A 20577-nucleotide genomic window follows, 5' to 3' on the forward strand; every position below is an offset into this window, starting at 1 on the left:
AGGAACGAGGTACAGATGGCTAAGAAACCAGGACAAGATTTTCGTAGTGCTCAGAGCGGCTTAAGTGAGCTAAAGTCGCGCTTATTATTCGTAATTGGTGCACTTTTAGTATTCCGAGCAGGCTCTTTCGTGCCGATTCCTGGTATTGACGCAGCTGTACTTGCCGATTTGTTCGAACAGCAAAAAGGTACCATCGTAGAAATGTTTAACATGTTCTCCGGTGGTGCTCTTGAGCGTGCATCTATATTAGCGTTGGGCATCATGCCGTATATTTCGGCATCTATTGTTGTCCAACTGCTAACTGTAGTTCATCCAGCGTTAGCTGAACTCAAAAAAGAGGGTGAAGCAGGCCGTCGTAAGATAAGCCAATATACACGCTACGGCACGCTTGTACTTGCAACATTCCAAGCGATTGGTATTGCAACAGGCCTACCAAACATGGTCGATAATCTGGTTGTTATCAACCAAACCATGTTTACGCTTATTGCAACCGTAAGTTTAGTAACCGGTACCATGTTCCTAATGTGGCTAGGTGAACAAATTACAGAGCGCGGAATCGGTAATGGTATTTCGATACTCATTTTTGCAGGTATTGTTGCTGGATTGCCATCTGCAATCGGTCAAACAATCGAGCAAGCGCGTCAAGGTGAATTGCATGTACTTCTTCTGTTGTTGATTGGTGTACTTGCTTTTGCAGTTATTTACTTCGTTGTGTTCATGGAGCGCGGTCAACGTCGAATCGTCGTTAACTACGCAAAGCGTCAACAAGGTCGTAAAGTATTTGCTGCGCAAAGCACTCACTTGCCACTTAAAATTAATATGGCAGGTGTTATTCCAGCAATCTTTGCATCAAGCATTATCCTGTTCCCAGGAACACTGGCGCAGTGGTTTGGTCAAAATGGTGAGAGCAGCGCGTTCGGTTGGTTAACTGACGTGTCTTTGGCTCTTAGCCCAGGTCAACCTCTGTATGTAATGCTTTATGCAGCAGCGATTATTTTCTTCTGTTTCTTTTACACGGCGTTGGTATTCAACCCGCGTGAAACAGCAGATAACTTGAAGAAGTCAGGTGCATTCGTACCCGGCATCCGCCCAGGTGAACAGACAGCTAGGTATATTGATAAAGTAATGACGCGTTTAACCCTAGCGGGTGCGCTTTACATTACCTTTATCTGTCTGATTCCTGAGTTCATGATGGTCGCGTGGAACGTACGTTTCTACTTCGGCGGTACATCACTACTTATCGTAGTGGTTGTTATTATGGACTTTATGGCACAGGTACAGACTCATCTGATGTCCCAACAGTATGATTCTGTGTTGAAGAAGGCAAATCTGAAAGGGTACGGTCGTTAATCCGACAGTAGTCTCAGATTTCATCTACGGAGTTTAGCAATGAAAGTTCGTGCTTCCGTTAAAAAAATCTGCCGTAACTGTAAAGTTATCAAGCGTAACGGTGTCGTTCGCGTGATTTGCAGTGAGCCAAAGCATAAACAGCGCCAAGGCTAATAAGCAGAAATTTTTACTTGAAATATAAGGTAGTGTCGAGTATATTCCCCGGCCTACCTTTTGCGTGCAAAAGAAGTAGTACTCCGCAGCGTATCCTAAACGGGCTTTGCTGCGGCTAATTCTTTTATGAAACACTATGGAGTGAATAATGGCCCGTATAGCAGGCATTAACATTCCTGATCAAAAACATGCTGTGATTGCACTAACGTCAATCTACGGCATCGGTAAAACTCGCTCTCAAGCTATTCTAGCTGAAGTGGGTATTGCTGAAGATGTTAAGATCAGTGAACTAACTGAAGAGCAGATCGATCAACTGCGTGATGGTGTAGCTAAATACACTGTAGAAGGTGATCTACGTCGTGAAGTATCAATGAACATCAAGCGCCTTATGGACCTTGGTTGTTACCGTGGTCTTCGTCATCGTCGCAGTCTACCACTACGTGGACAGCGTACTAAAACCAATGCTCGCACCCGCAAGGGTCCGCGTAAGCCGATCAAGAAATAATCGGGAAGGTATAGAGTACAATGGCTAAACAACCAACTCGCGCTCGTAAGCGCGTACGCAAGCAAGTAGCAGATGGCGTAGCGCACATCCATGCTTCTTTCAATAACACAATCGTAACCATCACTGACCGTCAAGGTAATGCTCTTGCATGGGCTACTGCCGGTGGTTCAGGTTTCCGTGGTTCTCGTAAGTCTACTCCGTTCGCTGCACAGGTTGCTGCTGAACGTTGTGCTGAAATGGCTAAAGAATACGGTCTAAAGAACTTGGAAGTTATGGTTAAGGGTCCAGGTCCAGGTCGCGAATCTACAGTTCGTGCACTGAACGCTGCTGGTTTCCGCATCACTAACATCGTTGATGCTACACCAATCCCTCATAACGGTTGTCGTCCACCTAAGAAACGTCGCGTATAACGTTTTTTAGAACACTGGAGAAAGATCATGGCAAGATATTTGGGTCCTAAGCTGAAGCTTAGCCGTCGCGAAGGTACTGACTTATTCCTTAAGTCTGGTGTACGCGCGATCGATACCAAGTGTAAAATTGATAACGCACCAGGTGTACACGGCGCTCGTCGCGGTCGTCTATCTGAGTATGGCGTTCAGCTTCGTGAGAAGCAAAAAGTACGTCGTATGTACGGCGTTCTAGAAAAACAATTCCGTAACTACTACAAAGATGCTGCGCGCCTTAAAGGCAACACGGGTGAGAACCTACTTCAGCTTCTTGAAGGTCGTCTTGATAACGTGGTTTACCGCATGGGCTTTGGCGCAACTCGCGCAGAAGCACGTCAGCTAGTTAGCCATAAAGCTATCCTAGTTAACGGTAAAGTTGTAAACATTCCTTCTTTCAAAGTTGCGGCTAATGACGTTGTTTCTATCCGCGAGAAAGCTAAACAGCAATCTCGTATTAAGGCTGCTCTAGAAGTTGCTGAACAACGTGAAAAACCAACTTGGATTGAAGTAGATGGTAGTAAGATGGAAGGAACATTCAAGCGTATGCCTGAGCGTTCAGATCTGTCTGCTGACATCAACGAACAATTGATCGTCGAGCTTTACTCTAAGTAAGGTTAAACTAAAGAGAGGACACAATGCAGGGTTCTGTAACAGAATTTCTTAAGCCGCGTCTTGTTGACATCGAACAAGTCAGCACGACTCACGCAAAAGTAACTCTTGAGCCATTAGAGCGTGGTTTTGGCCATACTCTTGGTAATGCACTTCGCCGTATTCTTCTATCTTCTATGCCAGGTTGTGCTGTAACAGAAGTAGAAATTGAAGGCGTACTTCATGAGTACAGCACTAAAGAAGGCGTTCAAGAAGATATTCTTGAAATCCTACTAAACCTTAAAGGTTTGGCTGTACACGTTGCCGAAGGCAAAGATGAAGTGTTCATTACTTTGAATAAATCAGGCTCGGGCCCTGTGGTTGCAGGTGACATCACCCATGATGGTGATGTAGAGATCGCTAACCCTGAACACGTTATTTGTCATCTAACTAATGACAACGCTGAGATCGCAATGCGTATCAAAGTTGAACGTGGTCGTGGTTATGTTCCGGCTTCAGCTCGTATCCATACTGAAGAAGATGAGCGTCCTATTGGTCGCCTACTGGTTGACGCTACGTACAGCCCAGTGGATAAAATTGCTTATTCTGTTGAAGCGGCTCGTGTAGAGCAGCGTACAGACTTAGACAAGCTTGTCATCGATATGGAAACGAACGGTACGCTAGACCCTGAGGAAGCAATCCGTCGTGCAGCTACTATCCTAGCTGAACAATTGGATGCGTTCGTAGATCTTCGTGATGTACGTGTACCTGAGGAGAAGGAAGAGAAGCCAGAATTCGATCCGATCCTACTGCGTCCTGTAGACGATCTTGAACTAACAGTTCGCTCTGCTAACTGTCTGAAAGCAGAAGCGATTCACTACATCGGTGATCTTGTACAGCGTACTGAGGTTGAGCTACTTAAAACGCCTAACCTTGGTAAAAAATCTCTTACAGAGATTAAAGACGTACTTGCATCACGTGGTCTGTCTCTGGGTATGCGCCTAGAAAACTGGCCACCAGCGTCTATCGCTGAAGATTAATCGATAATAGTTAGAAGGATTAGGTCATGCGCCATCGTAAGAGTGGTCGTCAACTCAACCGCAACAGCTCACATCGTAAAGCGATGTTTAGCAACATGGCTAGCTCTCTAGTACGTCATGAAGTTATCAAGACTACATTGCCAAAAGCAAAAGAGCTACGTCGCGTAGTTGAGCCTTTGATTACACTAGCTAAGACTGACAGCGTTGCTAACCGTCGTCTAGCATTTGCACGTACTCGTGACAACGAAGTAGTTGCAAAACTATTTAACGAACTAGGTCCACGTTTTGCTGCTCGTCAGGGCGGTTACACTCGTATACTAAAAGCTGGTTTCCGTACTGGCGATAAAGCTCCAATGGCTTACATTGAGCTTGTAGATCGCCCAGCTGCTGAAGAAGCTGCTGAGTAATCAGGTTCGTATGAACGAAAAAACCGAGCATTAGCTCGGTTTTTTTGTGCCTGTAGAAAAGTGCAACATCGTTACTACACGATTACAGCGTATGTACTATTGTATGTACTATTGCCAAATGCTCGATAGCCCCTGCATTAACGCAGAGCTTGCTCCTTGGCTTTGAAGGGCGTTGATGATCAGTGGTGCGAAGGTACTCACCATTGCTGGGTCCATTCCCAGTGCTGCGAAGGCACTGTCTACTGCGCCACTATTGGTTATCATCGAAGAAAGTCCACTGCTTTCAAGCAACTCATAGCCTGGTATAAGATTTGCGAGCTCGCTACTTTGGCTACTTCCTAATGAGCTTTGTGCCAGCGCCAGCATCGAACCAATCCCTCCAACGGCTTGTTCTGAGGTAACGCCAGACGCTTGTTGTACCGTCGACGCTAAGTCAGTGCTAGCGGCTCCTGACTGTTGCCCCCAAACTTGTAAAGCACCCGTGAGCGCTGCTGTTGCCAATTGATTGTAGTTAGTGTTGCTCGCTTGCGTGGTATCACCTTGCGTGCCAGTGCTTTGACAACCGAGCAGAGCTAAAGTGAGGCAACTGCCCAGTAAAATGCGTTTATTCATTATTCGTCCCTATCGTTTTATCAACATCTGTGAGTATCATAGACAAAAAACGGCGATACAAAAGTATCGCCGTTGATTATTGCTTTAATTAATCAGTAAATTAAAGAATGTCTAGTAGCTCTACTTCGAAAACAAGAGCTGCAAATGGAGGGATTGCTGCACCTGCGCCGCGCTCACCGTAAGCAAGATCTTGCGGGATGTAGAGTTTCCATTTAGAACCTACAGGCATTAGTTGAAGTGCTTCAACCCAACCTTTGATAACACCTGTTACAGGGAACTCAGCAGGTTGACCACGTGAAACAGAGCTGTCGAATACAGTGCCGTCTGTTAGTTCGCCGTGGTAGTGAACGCGAACTTGCTTGTCTGAAGTTGGGATTTCACCAGTACCTTCAGTGATCATTTCGTACTGTAGGCCAGACTCAAGAACCGTTACTTCTGGACGTAGAGCATTGTCTTTTAGGAACGCTTCACCGTCAGCTGCTGCAACTTTAGCGGCTTCTTGACGTGATGATTCCATACGAGTGTGAAGTTCTTGAAGTGCAGCGTTGATTTCATCCACTTCAATTGCTGGCTGTTCACCAACAAGTGCGGTTGCGATACCTGCTGCGATAGCGTCAACGTTAAGACCTTCTAGACCAGAACCAGCCAGTTGCTGACCCATTTGTAGACCGATACCGTAGCTTGCTTTTTGCTCTACAGTGTCAAATTTTACTTCAGACATGGTGTCTCTCTATTTATGGTGTATAAAGTGTCAAGGATACCAGTTATGGGCTTATGATGAAATGGTCGTTGGGCATTCGAGTGGGGTGTTACAGGCTGAGATCCGTCTCTCTTTTTAACCATGTTTCGGCCAAATTTGACCGCGCTATCACTATCAATCAATAAAATTCCTATACTGATAGCGGCTTGGTTTTTATACTTAGAACAACGCCCATTTGGAGACAAGGTGCGATGAACCGCAGAAAGAAGAACAGACAACAGAAAGTGGATTACGTTGAGATGGTAAAGGCAAAGCTCAACTCAGTTGACTGGTCAACTACCAAGCAGCGTGTCATAGAGAAGTGGCAGACACTACCAAAACTTCATCAGCGTGCATTAATGGTTCTGATACCGATATTGGTTATTTTACTGATAATTCCAGCACCTACACCTGGTGCTGCCAGTAATTCTCCTGAGCCATTAGCGACTCAGCGTGTCAATGTGGATATCAACACCCGCAGTTTGAGCGAGCAAAACAGTGATCAAAAAAAGTCACAGGCTTCAGCTGATACGTGGAAAGAGTATCAAGTGCAAAATGGCGATACCTTAGCGCAGGTTTTCCGTAGTAATGGATTAGCAATGGCAGACTTAAACGCACTGGTTAAAGTTGAAGGTTCTGATAAACCGTTAAGCTACATCAAACAAGGCCAGCTGGTGCGATTTAAGTTGGCGGATGATGGTCAGCTCGATATTCTGCAGCTTGAAAAAAACAATCAGTCAGTGATGTTTTTCCGCTTGTCAGACGGCGGTTTTGGTCGCAGCAAGTAACCCAGAAATTGCCAAGGCATTAGGGGGAGAATGATCATTGTTATCCCTAGTGCCGTCATCCAGTCTGGAATCTCATCAAACCCAATCACGCCAAATAACACTATGAAGATTAGCCCTGAGTTTTCTGCTATCGCAATCTGGCCAGCAGGCGCCTTTCGATAAGCCATCACAGCCAGACCGTTGTAAACTAATATTAAGCTCGCACTGGCGACGATAAGTGTCAAATGAGCGAGTGAAATCGGTGTCCAATAGATAAAAGCCAGCAGGGCTGACACGGGCAATGAAAGTAGCGATGTCCAGAAAAGGGTACTGATCACGCCCTGATCGCTGGGCAGTTTACGTGCGGTCAGGTTAAACAGTGCTAGCGTCAGCGTTGTGCCCAAAGCAAATAGGGCGGCCCAATGGAACTCTGAAGGACGCAAGACCACAATCACACCGATAAAGCCAAAGATGGAGGCGACCCAGCGTTGTAGCGACGTTTTTTCATCCAGTAGCAATACGGCCAACGGCAACATCAATAGTGGCGCTGCATAGAACACTGCATTGGCGGTCGCTAACGTTAGATGAGTAATCGCCACCACCATACAAGCGCTACCGATGATGATCAGGTGGGCGCGAAATAGATTAAGTTTGGGGCTATGCAGTCGCTTGTTGCTTGGTGTTTGTCGCCACCACAAAGGAAAAATCACTGCAGTGGAAATCAATTGGCGCAGAAACACATATTGAAACGTAGAGACTTGGCCATCAAGCAACTTAACGGCTACATCTGACAGTGATGCAGCCAAGTTTCCAACCACCAATAGCAGAATGGCGCTATAAGTCGCTGAGGCAACCACGCTATTTCTCAAGCTTCATGTCGATGTGGGGAATATCATCTTCAAGGTACATCTGTGACGTTTGGACAAAACCATGCCGTTGATAAAAGTTAGCGAGGTGTTGTTGTGCGCCGATTTCAATGCTCTCATTTGGCCAAAGTGTTTGGCAGCTTGCGATGGCTTGTTTGATGAGTTGGTGACCTAAACCGCCGCCGCGTTTGCTCGCCAGTGTCGCGACACGACCAATACTGCTGCTAGGGTAACTAACGCCTTTAGGTAGTAAACGCGCACATGCGACTAATTGTTGATTTTGGTAGCCAAGAAGATGGTAAACCCCTGCTTGATGATCTTTATCATCAAGCTCAGGGTAGGCGCACGTCTGCTCAACGACGAAAACATCGACCCTGAGTTTTAGTAGCTGATAGAGCTGAGTGGTGTCAAGCTGTGAAAAAGGAATGAGTTGCCAATCGATCATGTTTGCTTTGCCTTACTGCTGTGTTTAGCGCGAATGTAGCAACTCACTTCAAGTTCGACATTAACAATTGTTAACTTTGAGCGCGCTTTTTGATACGACTCAAGCTGATCGATGTAATTCCCAAGTAAGCGGCAATTTGATAGTCATTGAGCCGAGTGAGTAGATGAGGAAAGTGCTGACAAAACAGTGCATAACGTTCCTCCGGACTGTAAAGCAACATAAAGCGTTCTTTGTTCTCTTTATGCATTAATTGAGTTTCGAGTAACTTAAGATACAGGCTCTGTTTTTCAGCGCGCCAAATTCGTAACGTTTCAAGTGGTAAAGCGATCATCGAGCAGGGCGTTAAAGACTCAAGTAAATAGGGGGAGGGCTGCTGTTTGATTAAACTTTCGAAACCAATAATCCAATCGTTTTCCCAATAAAACTCTTTGCTGAACTCTTTGCCTTTCTCGGTCAGGTAAGCGGAGTGACAAATTCCATCAAGTAAGAAATAGATCTCTTGGGCCATTTGTCCCTGATGAAGCAAAATGTGGCGAGTGGGGAGCTCAATAAGCTGGGCAGATTGGCACAGTTGGTTTATTTCACATGAGTTAAAACCGTATTCTGAGAGTTGCTGCTTAAAGCCGTCTAACATGGTTGCAGTCTGATTGGAGGAAGGTGAACTGATTCTAACCGATTTTATGCCAGCAGAAAGATAAAAAAGCCGCGAACAGAGTCGCGGCTTTTGGCGTACTTAAAGACTATTTTTGTAAGTCAATTTGGTAGACCGCAAAGCCGACATCGTCAGTGGCGACGCGCTTCATTGGATATTGGCCTTTTTGCTCGATAAATTGTGCTGCTTTGTCGCTCGGTGAGGTTTCAAAGCGAATATCGAGAGCCTTATCTGATTGGATCGGTGCAAATGACCAGTTGTTATCCGCACTTGGTGTGACTTGGCCTTTCTCTTGGCTAACACGACTAATGTAAGCTGCGATAACGGAGCGGTTTTCATCTGGTGAGTCGAACGCGACAAAGTCAGAGCCAGTTCCTGGGAACTTGTTGCTGTAAGCGCGGTAGTTGTTGGTTGCGATAATGAAGTCTTGCTTGGTATCGATAGGTTTACCTTGGTAAGTCAGATCAACAATACGCTCGGCATCTTGGTTGATGACTTTACAGTTACCATCGTACTTAGCAGGCTTAGTGACATCAATCTGATAGTTGACCCCATCGATAACATCAAAGTTGTACGTACGGAAACCATCCCAATCAATCAGTTGTTGAGGTGCGCTGCTGTTCACGTCAATCTGTTTGAACTGACCTGCGGTGCATTCCAACCACTCTTTGACTTCTTTACCTGTTACCTTCATCGCCACAAGCGTGTTCGGGTAGAGGTAAAGATCGGCAGCGTTGCGGAAAGTTAACTGACCAGACTCAACTTCGGTAAAGTTACCTGGATCATTCTTACGACCGCCCGCTTTAAATGGTGCGGCGGCGGAGAGCACTGGGATATCGGCCAAGTCAGGGTCACCCTGAATAAAGCGCTCGACATAATCTTTTTGCGCTAAGTTAACGATCTGAACCGTTGGATCATCTTGCACCAAGGCCAAGAAGCTGTACATCACATCGTTGGCTTTACCAATCGGTTGATTAACAAAATCACGCGTGCCTTTGTGGTCGGCTTCAAGTACTTTTACCATCTCCGCATCGGCGTCAACTAGCGGTTTCTTGGTGGCTTTATCAAAGATTGGGCGTGCTTGCGATTGGCTCTTAACCACTGTCCATTTGCCGTCTTGCTCTTTAAGCTCAAGATCAATCACACCAACGTGACTACCCCAGCGGCCAGGCATGACAGCCGCGACGCCATTGATAGTGCCTGCTTGGTTGTCGACGCCTTGGATATTATCAAAGCCTTTACCTGGGAACACCGCGTGGGAATGACCAAAAGCAATCGCATCGATGCCATCGACTTCTGCTAGGTAGTAGGTTGAGTTCTCGGCACCCACTTTATGTGGTTCAGAAGCGACTCCAGAGTGTGGGATCGCAACGATAACGTCCGCCCCCTCTTTTTTCATCTGAGGGACAAGTTCTTCAGCCGTCTCTTTGATGTCTTTTGCAAACACTTTGCCTTCGAGATTTTTCTTATCCCAAACCATGATCTGTGGTGGTACAAAGCCGATGTAACCCACTTTGATTTCGTGCTCAGCACCGTCAACGTCTTTGAAGGTGTGTGACTTGATCATGTAAGGCTTGAAGTAGTGCTCGCCAGTTTTTTTATCGAATACGTTGGCATTGACGTATGGGAAATCTGCGTCATTAAGGGTTTCTGCGAGGAACTCTAAACCGTAATTAAATTCGTGGTTACCGATGTTACCGACGTCGTAGCTCAATTGGTTCATCGCTTTGTAGACTGGGTGAACTTCGCCAGCTTTGATGCCTTTTGCTGCGATGTAGTCTCCCATTGGGCTGCCTTGAATCAAGTCACCGTTATCAACCAAGACACTGTTTTCTACTTCAGCACGAGCTTGCTTGACGAGTGTTGCGGCGCGAGTAAGACCGATTTTTTGCGATGGTTTGTCTTTGTAGTAGTCGTAATCCATTACGTTGGTGTGAATATCAGTCGTTTCGACAATACGAAGTTTGATCGTATCTGCCATTGCAGGACCAGCCATGGTCAGCATTGCGCCGAGGATGGCAAGAGACAGAGGTTTCACTGCTACTTTCATTTTGAGCTCCGATAGCGTTTAGTTAGACGCTGCATAATGTAACAAAACTTAATGAAACAATGATTTCACTCAGCGATAAAGTGTGACGTGAAGCGCCGCACATGAACTGATCTGTCGATAATCTCTCAAAAACGCTCAGCGAGAAAATCGTGATGACTTTCTCTTATCATAAAAAGGTATAAAAAATGAAATTTTAGAATTTCAGGTAATATGTCAAGGGCGCCATAATGCCAACATAAACGATGAAGGATGACATTATGGCGAGCAAGGATACGATTTCTCAATTTCCTGTGAGTAATCAGCGTGCACAACGTAGCAATCAAACCGACTTTAACGCCATTGGCGCGAGTGTGCTGGCTAAAGGCGAAGTGGCGCTGGTTGGTGCAGGCCCGGGTGATATCGAATTGCTGACCATTAAAGCGATGCGTTTTCTCCAGCAAGCTGACGTGGTGCTTTATGACTATCTCGTTGCTGATGAGATCATGTCGTTGGTGCCAAGCGATAGCATTTTAGTTTGTGTGGGTAAGCGCGCTGGCCACCATAGTGTCCCTCAAGAAAAAACCAATCAACTGCTGCTCGATTTTGCTCTACAGGGCTATCGAGTCGTGCGTATCAAGGGTGGCGATCCGTTTATCTTTGGTCGCGGCGGTGAAGAGTTAGAAGTCTTGGCTGAAGCCGGCGTCTCTTTTCATGTTGTGCCAGGAATTACCGCAGCGGCAGGGGCGACCGCTTACGCTGGTATTCCACTCACTCATCGTGATTACGCCCAATCAGCGATGTTCATTACTGGTCACCTTAAAGCCGAAAGCGATCAAATGGATTGGACAACCCTCGCTCGTGGTCAGCAAACACTGGTGATCTACATGGGCTTGATGAAGTCGGAATATATTCAAAGCCAGTTGATTGCGCACGGTCGCCGAGTCGATACACCGATCGCGATCATTGAGCGCGGCACCCAGCGCCAACAAAAAGTGTTTAAAGGTCAGTTATCTCAACTCGCTGACCTTGCCAAAGACGCTCAATCACCGTCACTGATTGTGATTGGTGAAGTGGTATCACTGTCGGATAAATTGGCTTGGTTTGAGCCACAGCCGCACGTGAATCCCAAGCAGCGTCAGTCAGCCTAACTCACGCCATTATTTAGATTAGCCACAGGCTCATAGAGCTGTAAAGGAAGCAACTAACATGGACCAAGAACGTTTAACCCATTTAAAGCAACTCGAAGCGGAGAGTATTCACATTATTCGTGAAGTGGCCGCCGAGTTTGATAATCCTGTGATGATGTACTCGATCGGTAAAGACTCATCGGTCATGCTTCATTTGGCACGTAAAGCTTTTTACCCAGGAAAGATTCCATTTCCACTACTTCATGTCGATACCGATTGGAAGTTCAAAGAGATGATCGAATTTCGCGATCGTACCGCCAAAAAATATGGCTTTGAGCTTTTGGTGCATAAGAACCCAGAAGGTCTTGCGATGGGGTGTAGCCCGTTTACTCATGGTTCATCAAAGCACACTGACATCATGAAAACGCAAGGCTTAAAGCAGGCGTTAAACAAGTATGGGTTTGATGCTGCCTTTGGTGGTGCGCGACGTGATGAAGAGAAGTCTCGCGCCAAAGAGCGTGTCTACTCATTTCGCGACAAGAACCATACCTGGGATCCGAAAAACCAGCGACCAGAGCTATGGCGCACCTATAACGGTCAGATCAACAAGGGTGAGAGCATCCGAGTTTTCCCTCTGTCGAATTGGACTGAACTTGATATCTGGCAATACATCTACCTAGAAAATATTGAAATTGTTCCGCTTTATCTGTCGGACACTCGTCCAGTGGTTGAGCGCGATGGCATGTTGATCATGGTTGATGATGAACGTATGAAACTCGAACCGGGTGAGCAGATCGAACATAAGAGCGTACGTTTTCGTACCTTGGGCTGCTATCCACTCACTGGAGCGATTGAATCTGAAGCGAACACGTTAACCGGCATCATCGAAGAGATGTTGGTTGCAACATCGAGTGAACGTCAAGGGCGAGCGATCGACCACGATCAGTCAGGATCGATGGAGCTGAAAAAGCGTCAAGGTTACTTTTAGGGCCATTGGCCTATAGATCTAAGGAAAGAAAATGAATAGCGCAGTTGAAGCTCAACTTGAAGAGCTTGGTATCGAAGGATACCTCACACAGCACCAGTACAAGTCAATGCTTAGATTCTTAACTTGTGGCTCGGTTGATGATGGTAAAAGTACTCTAATTGGTCGTTTATTACATGACTCAAAACAGATTTATGAAGATCAGTTAGCGGCGGTTCACAATGATAGCCAGCGTGTTGGTACGACTGGGGAGCGTCCTGATTTAGCACTGCTGGTTGATGGACTACAGGCTGAACGCGAACAGGGTATCACCATTGATGTGGCGTACCGTTACTTCTCGACCCAAAAGCGTAAGTTTATTATTGCGGATACTCCAGGGCATGAGCAGTACACGCGTAATATGGCAACAGGGGCGTCTACCTGTGATCTGGCCGTGATCTTAATTGATGCCCGTAAAGGTGTGCTTGATCAAACGCGTCGTCACTCCTTCATCTCGAACTTGCTTGGTCTGAAGCACTTTGTGGTTGCGGTCAACAAGATGGATTTGGTCGACTACTCACAAAGCCGTTTTGAACAGATTCGCGATGAGTATCTTGAGTTCTCAAAAAACCTTCATGGAGAGATCAACATTCAGATCTTGCCATTGTCAGCGCTAGAAGGGGATAACGTCGTCGAACCAAGCTCGAACATGAGCTGGTTTGAAGGGCCGCCTTTGTTAGAGATCTTAGAAAACATTGATGTCGACTACGAGAAAAAAGTCGGTGATTTCCGCTTCCCTGTGCAATACGTTAATCGACCAAATCTCGATTTCCGTGGCTTTGCTGGCACGATTGCGTCAGGCAGTGTCAAAGTCGGTGATGCGGTTAAAGCCTTACCTTCTGGCAAAGCATCAAAAGTGGCGAGAATTGTTACTTTTGATGGTGACCTTGACCAAGCCCAAGCTGGCCTTGCGGTGACGCTGACACTCGAAGATGAAATTGATATCAGTCGCGGTGATTTGATTGTGCTTGAAAATGCCAGTGTTGAGTCAAGTAATCATCTACTTGCGGATGTGGTATGGATGACTGAGCAACCACTGCAACCTGGCCGTGAGTATGACATCAAGTTAGCCGGTAAGAAGACGGTTGGTCGAGTGGAAGCGATTCGCCACCAGTACGATATTAACAACCTCTCGACACATAGCGCAGCCGAGCTGCCACTTAATGGTATTGGTCTGTGTGAGTGGACGCTAACCGAATCTGTGGCTCTAGATGACTACTTGGCTTGCCAAGACACGGGCGGCTTTATCATTATCGATCGCTTAACTAATGTGACGGTTGGCGCTGGGCTAGTACGTGAAAGTCTGTCTCAGGTTGAACAAAAAGCGACAGATATCTCGGCGTTTGAACTAGAGCTCAATGCCCTAGTGCGCAAACATTTCCCACACTGGGAAAGCAAAGATATTAGCCAGCTACTGAAATAGTCCGCGAAGGCGATAGGGAAGTATATGTGGCAACAAGGTTTAGTATTGGCAATGTTACTGGGGATCGTGACTTGCTTATTGACCACGCGAATCAAACCCAGTTTTATTTTTGCAGGCGCGGCGTTTATCGCTTTTCTTGCCGGGATGATTGAGCTGGGTGATGTTGCCACTAACTTCACTAACTCGTCTTTATTGACCTTGGTGCTGCTGATCTTAGCGTCAGCCGCGTTAGAGAAAACCCGCTTGATCAGTTGGGTAAGCCGATCATTGTCGAACGGTTGTTTAGGGATTGCGGTCGCGAAATTAGGTCTCTCGACGGCGTTACTGTCCTCATTTACAAACAATACCGCGGTTGTGGTGTCATTGATTGGCGCCATCAAACGTAATCAACAACATGCGCCATCGCGCTTATTGATCCCGCTCTCTTATGCGGCGATCTTAGGTGGCACGCTAACGTTGATCGGCACCTCAACCAACTTGATCATCAATAGCTTTGTTGAAGATGCTGGACTGCCGAGTTTGGGCTTTTTTGCTCCGACGATGATCGGTCTGTCGGTACTGTTTGGTGGGCTGTTGGTTTTGATTCCACTGAGCTACCTGCTGCCTAATTACGACGATAATAGCCAAGATGATTTGCCTTACTTTCTTGAAGCTCGAGTTGAACCGGGGTCGCCTCTGGTGGGGCGCAGCATTAGCGAAAACAATCTGCGTGCGCTGCGTAAGCTCTTTTTAGCTGAAGTGGTGCGTGATGGGCAATCACTCCCGTCGGTTGACCCAGACTTTGTCTTGCAAGCGCGCGATCGCTTACTGTTTTGTGGTGATATTGAAAGCGTCGCGACTCTCCAAGAGATCCAAGGCTTAACCTTATTTGGTCAGCACCATCTTAATGGCCAAGGGTTTGTCGAAGTGGTGGTCAGCTCATCGGCAAGTTTCTGTAATAAGACTTTAAAGTCGAGCCATTTTCGCGATCGTTTTGATGCCGTTGTTGTTGCGATTCGCCGAGGTCATGAACGTTTGCAAGGTGGCCTTGGCAATATCACCCTCAATGCGGGAGATACTTTGGTCGTCGTGCCGGGTAAACGCTTTGAGCAAGAGCGCCAAGCGCATCGTAAAGAGTTTGTGCAAATTAACGACCTAGACTCGAGCGCTCGCCTTGATACCACTAAATCGGCTCTAGTATTGATGGGCTTTTCGGTGGTGATTGCCTTAGCACTGCTTGAATTTGTTCCGCTGATTAAAGGCTTGTCGGTATTTTTACTTGCGGCACTGCTGTGCGGAGTGATTCAACTTGGTGAACTGCGTCGTCGTTTTCCGGTGGATATCGTCGTTATTGTCGGCTCAGCACTGTCGATTGCTCAATTAATGTTGTCGTCTGGTCTGTCGGTCAGTCTAGGGCAAATGTTTATCGAAGCGTTTAACGGCTGGGGGGTCTTTGGCGCCTTGGTTGCCACTTACCTGCTCACCTTGATTTTGACCGAGCTTGTCACCAATAATGCCGCCGCGGCACTTGCGTTCCCTATTGGCTATAGTATGGCGCTAGGGTATGGCGTTGATCCTATGCCTTTTATTATGGCTGTGTTGTTTGGTGCTAGTGCTAGCTTTATTTCGCCTTATGGCTATCAAACCAATCTGCTGGTGTACAGCGTTGGCAATTACACATTAACCGATTATGTTCGAGTTGGAATTCCCATTTCTATCGTTTACTCCGCTTTGGTGTTAACGCTAATTCCACTCTTTTTCCCGTTTTAAAAGGACTGAACTATGACTGCGGAAACGCCAAGCAAAGATGAAAACATCGTGTGGCATCAGCACGCTATCGATAAAAACTTTCGTGCTAGCTTAAAACAGCAAAAACCAGTCGTGCTGTGGTTTACTGGCTTATCTGGTGCGGGGAAATCCACCATAGCCGGCGCACTTGAAGCGCGTTTAGCCGAGCTTGGCCATCATACTTACCTGCTTGATGGTGACAATGTACGCCATGGTCTATGCAGTGACTTAGGGTTTTCCGAGCAAGACCGACGAGAGAATATTCGCCGTATCGGAGAGCTAGCTAAGTTGATGGCTGATGCGGGCTTAATTGTGCTATCTGCGTTTATCTCACCACATCGCAACGAACGACAGATGGTGCGTGACATGCTGGCTGACGATGAGTTTATGGAAGTGTTCGTTAACACCTCATTAGCGGTGTGCGAACAGCGCGACCCGAAAGGTTTGTATAAAAAAGCCCGTTCAGGGGAGATCACTAACTTCACTGGCATTGACTCAGAATATCAAGCGCCACTTAATCCAGAGATTGACTTGCTAGCGGGAGAAAAGTCGATTGATGCGCTGGTGGAAGATTGTCTGCAAGTGCTCCGCGAGAAAAGCGTCATCGCCTAAAACGCAAAAACGCTTCCATTGGAAGCGTTTTTAGTGTCTGGTTCGAGTTTACTCGAAACAGATCTCGATGAAGGCGTTACCCCATTGAGAAGTGAAAGGCATGATAATAATCGAACCTTCACATTTATGACGAATCGTGTGGCCTTTACCTGATACCACTACAGGTGTGGCCATATCAAAATCAAAACCACTTTCTGCAAGGATTCGTTTGGCTCCGCCTGTCACCATATTGGTGATTTCGCCCACCATGTCGGTCACTTCATCATTCAAACCGTTAGGTCTTTCACCCAGCATGTTTTGCATGATTTCCAATGCCAGACTTTCATCAAATGTAATAGACATAGAGCCGCGGCTTTGAGTGCCAACCATCCCTATTAAACCTGATACGTCACCGCGTGCAATTTCATCTTTCTTCACACGAGGCTTCTGTGGCTTCAATTCCAGTGAGGCCATCGTTTTTAATACGTTCATCAATGAAGCTAAAAACGGGTTTACAAATTCAGCGCGCATAATCTTCTTCTATATCTTTATTTCATTTCAGTCGAACAGGACTGGCAAATACCATGTGATTCAATTACATGATTATTGGGTGTAAAGCCATGAGCTTGAGCGTTTTCTGCTAGTAAGGCTATCAAACTATCATCTTGTAGTTCAATAACGTTGCTGCATTTATCACAAATCAGCAAGTGCGAATAATGTTTGTGTGCGTTACAAGAGCCACACTGGATATAACTGTTGGTTGACTCCACTCTGTGAATAAAACCTTGCTCAAGCAAAAAGTCCAAAGCGCGATACACGGTTGGCGGTTTTGCTTGAGGTTCACTCAACTTGAGCTCTTCCAACAGTTCATAGGCACTTGAGGCTTTAGGGCTAGCACAAATAAGTTCAAATACTCGTTTGCGCTGAGTGGTTAACCTAACCCCTCTTGTTGTGCATATCTCTTCAACTTGTTTTACTAACTGTTGATCCAAACTTGTCACCGTTACCATTGGACATTTCTAATAATATACCATTTATCGAGGTTTATCGTCGCTCGGTAGGCAAATTCTGACAACCGCGTCAGTATGTTACTCTGTATGCAATCGACATACCTAAGTCGGTTGAAGAGCCATAAGTTACCTTATCTACAATCAAAACGATACCAACAAGCATGGATTACACGTATCTCATCGCGAAACCTGCGCTCTAAAGCATCGCAACAGATGCTATCTAGTCCTTAAGTTTAGTTAAACAATAAAAGAGCCATTAAGCCTCAAGCGTCGATGTGGGCGAGATTTGTCCTGAATCTTTCACTATTGCGGTGTATAATCGCGCGATTATTTTTTGATACCGCGCACGCTATATAGATTTTAACGAGCGGTACTGACTGTGTAGAGGTAGCTTGGTGTCTAACACTGAATCTAAACAACCATTTCCGATGCAGCGCTTTTCCATTGCCCCGATGCTCGATTGGACCGACCGTCATTGTCGATACTTTCATCGCTTGCTGACCAGCGAAACTTTGTTGTATACCGAGATGGTCACAACCGGTGCGATCATCCACGGTAAAGGTGATTTTCTCGCTTATAACCAAGAAGAGCATCCCGTGGCGTTGCAGCTTGGTGGCTCAAACCCTCAAGACTTGGCAACCTGTGCCAAACTTGCCGCTGAACGTGGTTACGACGAAATTAACCTTAATGTCGGTTGCCCGTCTGACCGAGTGCAAAATGGTCGCTTTGGTGCATGCTTGATGGCAGACCCTAAACTGGTGGCGGAGTGCGTTGCTGCGATGCGTGAAGTGGTTGATGTGCCGGTGACGGTTAAAACCCGCATTGGTATTGATGACCAAGACTCCTACGAGTTTTTAACTGACTTTGTTTCTATCGTTTCAGAACAGGGTGGTTGCGATCAGTTTACGATTCATGCGCGTAAAGCGTGGTTATCCGGACTAAGCCCGAAAGAGAACCGCGAAATCCCACCGTTGGATTATCCGCGTGCCTATCAGTTGAAGAAAGACTTCTCTCACCTGACGATTGCGGTCAATGGCGGCGTGAAAACATTAGCCGATACTCAAGCGCACTTAGAGCATTTAGATGGTGTTATGGTTGGCCGTGAAGCATATCAAAATCCATACATCTTATCGGAAGTGGATCAGTTGATCTTTGGTTTAGATAAACCCGTCAAGAAGCGCCGCCAAGTGGTGGAAGAGATGTATCCATACATCGAACAACAACTGACTCAAGGTGCTTATCTTGGCCACATTACTCGCCATATGTTGGGACTGTTCCAAAACATGCCGGGTGCGCGCCAATGGCGTCGTTACATTAGTGAAAATGCACACAAACCGGGGTCGGGTATTGAAGTGGTTCAAACGGCACTGGCGAAAATCCCGCAACAGTTAGATGTGTAAAAAATACCTACGTAGTGAGTATTTTTGACCACTCAGAATGGTTATTAAGAGCACCTTTTTTGTTAGTGCTCTTTTTTTATTGTTACTTTTCAGTATCTTGAAGATTCCTCTAAGTTGGCACATATCCTGATATAAGTTAATCAAACAAAGGAGAATCATATGTTTGAATTGATCTTTATATTGATATTTGGCGCAACCTTGTTAGTAACAGGGGTTACCATGGTGACCGTGATTGCTGGCGTTGCATTTTCTCTAGTTGTGATGGTGCTACTCGGAATGCTCAGTGTGGCACTCAAGTTGTTGCCGTGGTTGATTGTTATCGCTATCGGTATTTGGTTTTTCAAGAACCATGTTGCCCAATCAAGGTAGATAAAAACGTACGAGCTAACGTAATGACTATGATAGAATTGTGACCAAATCGTATCTATCCGTCTTTAGCGTCGCGGGGTTTGCGGCGCTATACACTACTTGGAGAATCTATCTGATGGGTTTAAAAACCACCATTGCTTTAGCGGCTATTGTCTCGGCATCAGCGTATGCAGAGTCATCTTTAACAACCAAAGTCGGCGCTGAAGTGTGGTTACCAGATACTAAAGTGAATGGTGTGAGGAAAAAAGCAGATACGACAGGTAGCGTCTTTGTGGCAATTGAGCATGATGTTCGTTATGCGCCGGACGCACGTATTCGTTACTCTAAAGTGGATGCAGATTACACTGCGTTCGATAAGTTAGACCTGACTCTTTACTACCGCGTGTTAGAGCATGATTTAATGCACTTTGATGCTGGTCTTACGTTCAGTGATTTGGCCAATACTAAATACCTCAATCCAGAAGATGGCGCTCGTGCGACGTTTGATAAAACCATTTGGGCTTGGTATGGCTATGCAGAGTTAACTGTCCCCAATACGAATGTCGATATTATTGGTGAAATGAATTTTGGTGACAGTAGCGGCATCAAGAGCACCGACTTGATGGCGGGTGTGCAATATCGTCTACCGTTAGGCAGTAATACGCTAGCGATTCGTGGTGGCTACCGAGTCATTGACTTGGAATCTGAAGCATTTCCTAACACCATTGGTGGTCCTTTCGTGTTTGCCAATGGCTTTTTTGCTGGTGCTGAGTTCGCCTTTTAACTGGTTCAATTGTTTGATAACAGAAACGTCGCAATATAATGCGGCGTTTTTTTATATCTATTTGTTATATCGGTCGATTTTCATTTAGCACTTTTTTCGTGTTTAGCCATGCTTAGTAAGGGAACGTCTATCAGCTCGAGAAAGGAATCTCATGACTATTACTGAATTAAGAAACTTATATCGAGAACAACAGTTAGTTGAGGCCATCATCGAGCCTTCCGCACAGGAAGGGCATTGGATTGTTGAATTTCGTCACGCGCGTGGTGGTTTTGTGCTATTAACCGATTCTAACGGAGAAGAGTGTCATTATTTAGACCTTGATCTTGCGTCTAAATCAGCGATGGCGGTGGGCTTTAAACAAGTTCGTGTCGAAGCGAAATAGTGTCTGCTGCGGTTTTTTTCTCCGTTCTTTAATTCAAAAAGTTATAAAACATTCACTTCTATTCTTTCTTGTTATTAAAGAGAGTGGTTAATCTATCATCACGCAATGAATAGGGATGTCGA

The 20577-nt window shown here is 46.0% G+C and carries 25 protein-coding genes; 17 read left to right on the forward strand and 8 right to left on the reverse strand.

All coding sequences use genetic code 11. From position 1 onward, the window contains the following. Positions 1 to 15 precede the first annotated feature (15 nt). The 7 genes from secY to rplQ all read left to right on the forward strand — a co-directional run bounded on the left by secY (position 16) and on the right by rplQ (position 4489). Positions 16 to 1350: a preprotein translocase subunit SecY gene (secY, locus tag ViNHUV68_RS01275; RefSeq protein WP_038175190.1), complete on the forward strand. Its 1335-nt coding sequence runs from the start codon at positions 16 to 18 to the stop codon at positions 1348 to 1350. A 39-nt stretch (positions 1351 to 1389) separates the two neighbouring features. Beyond that, positions 1390 to 1503, forward strand: a complete 114-nt coding sequence (gene rpmJ / locus ViNHUV68_RS01280) for a 50S ribosomal protein L36 (protein ID WP_000868186.1) — start codon at positions 1390 to 1392, stop codon at positions 1501 to 1503. Positions 1504 to 1651: 148 nt separating this feature from the next. Then, complete coding sequence (gene rpsM, locus ViNHUV68_RS01285) at positions 1652 to 2008, forward strand: 30S ribosomal protein S13 (RefSeq protein WP_005435100.1); 357 nt, start codon at positions 1652 to 1654, stop codon at positions 2006 to 2008. Positions 2009 to 2028: 20 nt separating this feature from the next. After that, entirely contained in the window at positions 2029 to 2418 is a 390-nt protein-coding gene (gene rpsK, locus ViNHUV68_RS01290; RefSeq protein WP_001118870.1) for a 30S ribosomal protein S11, read from the forward strand. Between the two features lie 27 nt (positions 2419 to 2445). Then, a complete protein-coding gene (gene rpsD / locus ViNHUV68_RS01295; RefSeq protein ID WP_038175192.1) occupies positions 2446 to 3066 on the forward strand; it encodes a 30S ribosomal protein S4 in 621 nt (206 codons plus the stop codon). Positions 3067 to 3089: 23 nt separating this feature from the next. After that, on the forward strand, positions 3090 to 4082 hold the full coding sequence (locus ViNHUV68_RS01300) for a DNA-directed RNA polymerase subunit alpha (RefSeq protein ID WP_038175193.1): 993 nt from the start codon (positions 3090 to 3092) through the stop codon (positions 4080 to 4082). Between the two features lie 26 nt (positions 4083 to 4108). Further along, entirely contained in the window at positions 4109 to 4489 is a 381-nt protein-coding gene (gene rplQ / locus ViNHUV68_RS01305; RefSeq protein WP_004410405.1) for a 50S ribosomal protein L17, read from the forward strand. A gap of 108 nt (positions 4490 to 4597) precedes the next feature. On the opposite strand, the gene ViNHUV68_RS01310 is transcribed toward rplQ, so the two are convergent. Together ViNHUV68_RS01310 and ViNHUV68_RS01315 are read right to left on the reverse strand one after the other, a co-directional pair. After that, positions 4598 to 5101, reverse strand: a complete 504-nt coding sequence (locus ViNHUV68_RS01310) for a DUF2780 domain-containing protein (protein WP_038175194.1) — start codon at positions 5099 to 5101, stop codon at positions 4598 to 4600. A gap of 100 nt (positions 5102 to 5201) precedes the next feature. Then, complete coding sequence (locus ViNHUV68_RS01315) at positions 5202 to 5822, reverse strand: FKBP-type peptidyl-prolyl cis-trans isomerase (protein ID WP_038175196.1); 621 nt, start codon at positions 5820 to 5822, stop codon at positions 5202 to 5204. A gap of 230 nt (positions 5823 to 6052) precedes the next feature. Here ViNHUV68_RS01315 and ViNHUV68_RS01320 point away from each other — a divergent pair, with 230 nt between their 5' ends. Continuing rightward, positions 6053 to 6628 (forward strand): LysM-like peptidoglycan-binding domain-containing protein, encoded by a 576-nt coding sequence (locus ViNHUV68_RS01320; RefSeq protein ID WP_038175198.1) that lies wholly within the window; start codon positions 6053 to 6055, stop codon positions 6626 to 6628. Here ViNHUV68_RS01320 and ViNHUV68_RS01325 read toward each other — a convergent pair. From ViNHUV68_RS01325 to cpdB, 4 genes are all read right to left on the reverse strand, one after another. Beyond that, positions 6574 to 7476 carry an EamA family transporter gene (locus ViNHUV68_RS01325; RefSeq protein ID WP_391088975.1) on the reverse strand — a complete coding sequence of 301 codons (903 nt, stop codon included), beginning with the start codon at positions 7474 to 7476 and terminating at the stop codon, positions 6574 to 6576. The two genes, ViNHUV68_RS01320 and ViNHUV68_RS01325, sit on opposite strands and share 55 nt — an antisense overlap. Beyond that, the gene (locus ViNHUV68_RS01330; protein ID WP_038175201.1) at positions 7466 to 7918 is read right to left on the reverse strand and encodes a GNAT family N-acetyltransferase; all 453 of its coding nucleotides are present in this window, start codon (positions 7916 to 7918) and stop codon (positions 7466 to 7468) included. The genes ViNHUV68_RS01325 and ViNHUV68_RS01330 overlap by 11 nt, the downstream gene beginning before the upstream one ends. Positions 7919 to 7988: 70 nt before the next feature. Then, entirely contained in the window at positions 7989 to 8552 is a 564-nt protein-coding gene (locus tag ViNHUV68_RS01335) for a Crp/Fnr family transcriptional regulator (RefSeq protein ID WP_038175203.1), read from the reverse strand. A 106-nt stretch (positions 8553 to 8658) separates the two neighbouring features. Then, positions 8659 to 10620 carry a 2',3'-cyclic-nucleotide 2'-phosphodiesterase gene (cpdB, locus tag ViNHUV68_RS01340; RefSeq protein ID WP_391088977.1) on the reverse strand — a complete coding sequence of 654 codons (1962 nt, stop codon included), beginning with the start codon at positions 10618 to 10620 and terminating at the stop codon, positions 8659 to 8661. A 257-nt stretch (positions 10621 to 10877) separates the two neighbouring features. Here cpdB and cobA point away from each other — a divergent pair, with 257 nt between their 5' ends. The 5 genes from cobA to cysC are packed head-to-tail and all read left to right on the forward strand — an operon-like array spanning position 10878 to position 16552. Beyond that, positions 10878 to 11747, forward strand: coding sequence for a uroporphyrinogen-III C-methyltransferase (gene cobA, locus ViNHUV68_RS01345; protein ID WP_038175206.1), 870 nt, complete (start codon positions 10878 to 10880; stop codon positions 11745 to 11747). A 58-nt stretch (positions 11748 to 11805) separates the two neighbouring features. Beyond that, positions 11806 to 12714, forward strand: a complete 909-nt coding sequence (gene cysD / locus ViNHUV68_RS01350; protein ID WP_038175207.1) for a sulfate adenylyltransferase subunit CysD — start codon at positions 11806 to 11808, stop codon at positions 12712 to 12714. A gap of 31 nt (positions 12715 to 12745) precedes the next feature. Next, positions 12746 to 14173 (forward strand): sulfate adenylyltransferase subunit CysN, encoded by a 1428-nt coding sequence (gene cysN / locus ViNHUV68_RS01355; protein ID WP_038175208.1) that lies wholly within the window; start codon positions 12746 to 12748, stop codon positions 14171 to 14173. 24 nt (positions 14174 to 14197) lie between these two features. Next, complete coding sequence (locus tag ViNHUV68_RS01360) at positions 14198 to 15922, forward strand: SLC13 family permease (RefSeq protein ID WP_391088980.1); 1725 nt, start codon at positions 14198 to 14200, stop codon at positions 15920 to 15922. 12 nt (positions 15923 to 15934) lie between these two features. After that, positions 15935 to 16552 (forward strand): adenylyl-sulfate kinase, encoded by a 618-nt coding sequence (gene cysC, locus ViNHUV68_RS01365; RefSeq protein ID WP_391088982.1) that lies wholly within the window; start codon positions 15935 to 15937, stop codon positions 16550 to 16552. 48 nt (positions 16553 to 16600) lie between these two features. On the opposite strand, the gene ViNHUV68_RS01370 is transcribed toward cysC, so the two are convergent. Then, positions 16601 to 17062 (reverse strand): chemotaxis protein CheX, encoded by a 462-nt coding sequence (locus ViNHUV68_RS01370; RefSeq protein ID WP_004748296.1) that lies wholly within the window; start codon positions 17060 to 17062, stop codon positions 16601 to 16603. A gap of 17 nt (positions 17063 to 17079) precedes the next feature. Beyond that, positions 17080 to 17541, reverse strand: coding sequence for a zinc uptake transcriptional repressor Zur (zur, locus tag ViNHUV68_RS01375; protein ID WP_038175214.1), 462 nt, complete (start codon positions 17539 to 17541; stop codon positions 17080 to 17082). 428 nt (positions 17542 to 17969) lie between these two features. On the opposite strand from zur, the gene dusA reads away from it, so the two are divergent. From dusA to ViNHUV68_RS01395, 4 genes are all read left to right on the forward strand, one after another. After that, a complete protein-coding gene (gene dusA / locus ViNHUV68_RS01380) occupies positions 17970 to 18941 on the forward strand; it encodes a tRNA dihydrouridine(20/20a) synthase DusA (protein WP_038175234.1) in 972 nt (323 codons plus the stop codon). A gap of 159 nt (positions 18942 to 19100) precedes the next feature. Beyond that, positions 19101 to 19310: an envelope stress response protein PspG gene (gene pspG, locus ViNHUV68_RS01385; protein ID WP_391088984.1), complete on the forward strand. Its 210-nt coding sequence runs from the start codon at positions 19101 to 19103 to the stop codon at positions 19308 to 19310. A 115-nt stretch (positions 19311 to 19425) separates the two neighbouring features. Then, complete coding sequence (locus ViNHUV68_RS01390) at positions 19426 to 20073, forward strand: TIGR04219 family outer membrane beta-barrel protein (RefSeq protein ID WP_038175218.1); 648 nt, start codon at positions 19426 to 19428, stop codon at positions 20071 to 20073. 151 nt (positions 20074 to 20224) lie between these two features. Beyond that, the gene (locus ViNHUV68_RS01395) at positions 20225 to 20455 is read left to right on the forward strand and encodes a hypothetical protein (RefSeq protein ID WP_038175219.1); all 231 of its coding nucleotides are present in this window, start codon (positions 20225 to 20227) and stop codon (positions 20453 to 20455) included. Positions 20456 to 20577: the final 122 nt, after the last annotated feature.

The organism is Vibrio sp. NH-UV-68 (genome assembly GCF_042940635.1).
In the GTDB taxonomy this organism is placed as follows: domain Bacteria; phylum Pseudomonadota; class Gammaproteobacteria; order Enterobacterales; family Vibrionaceae; genus Vibrio; species Vibrio pacinii.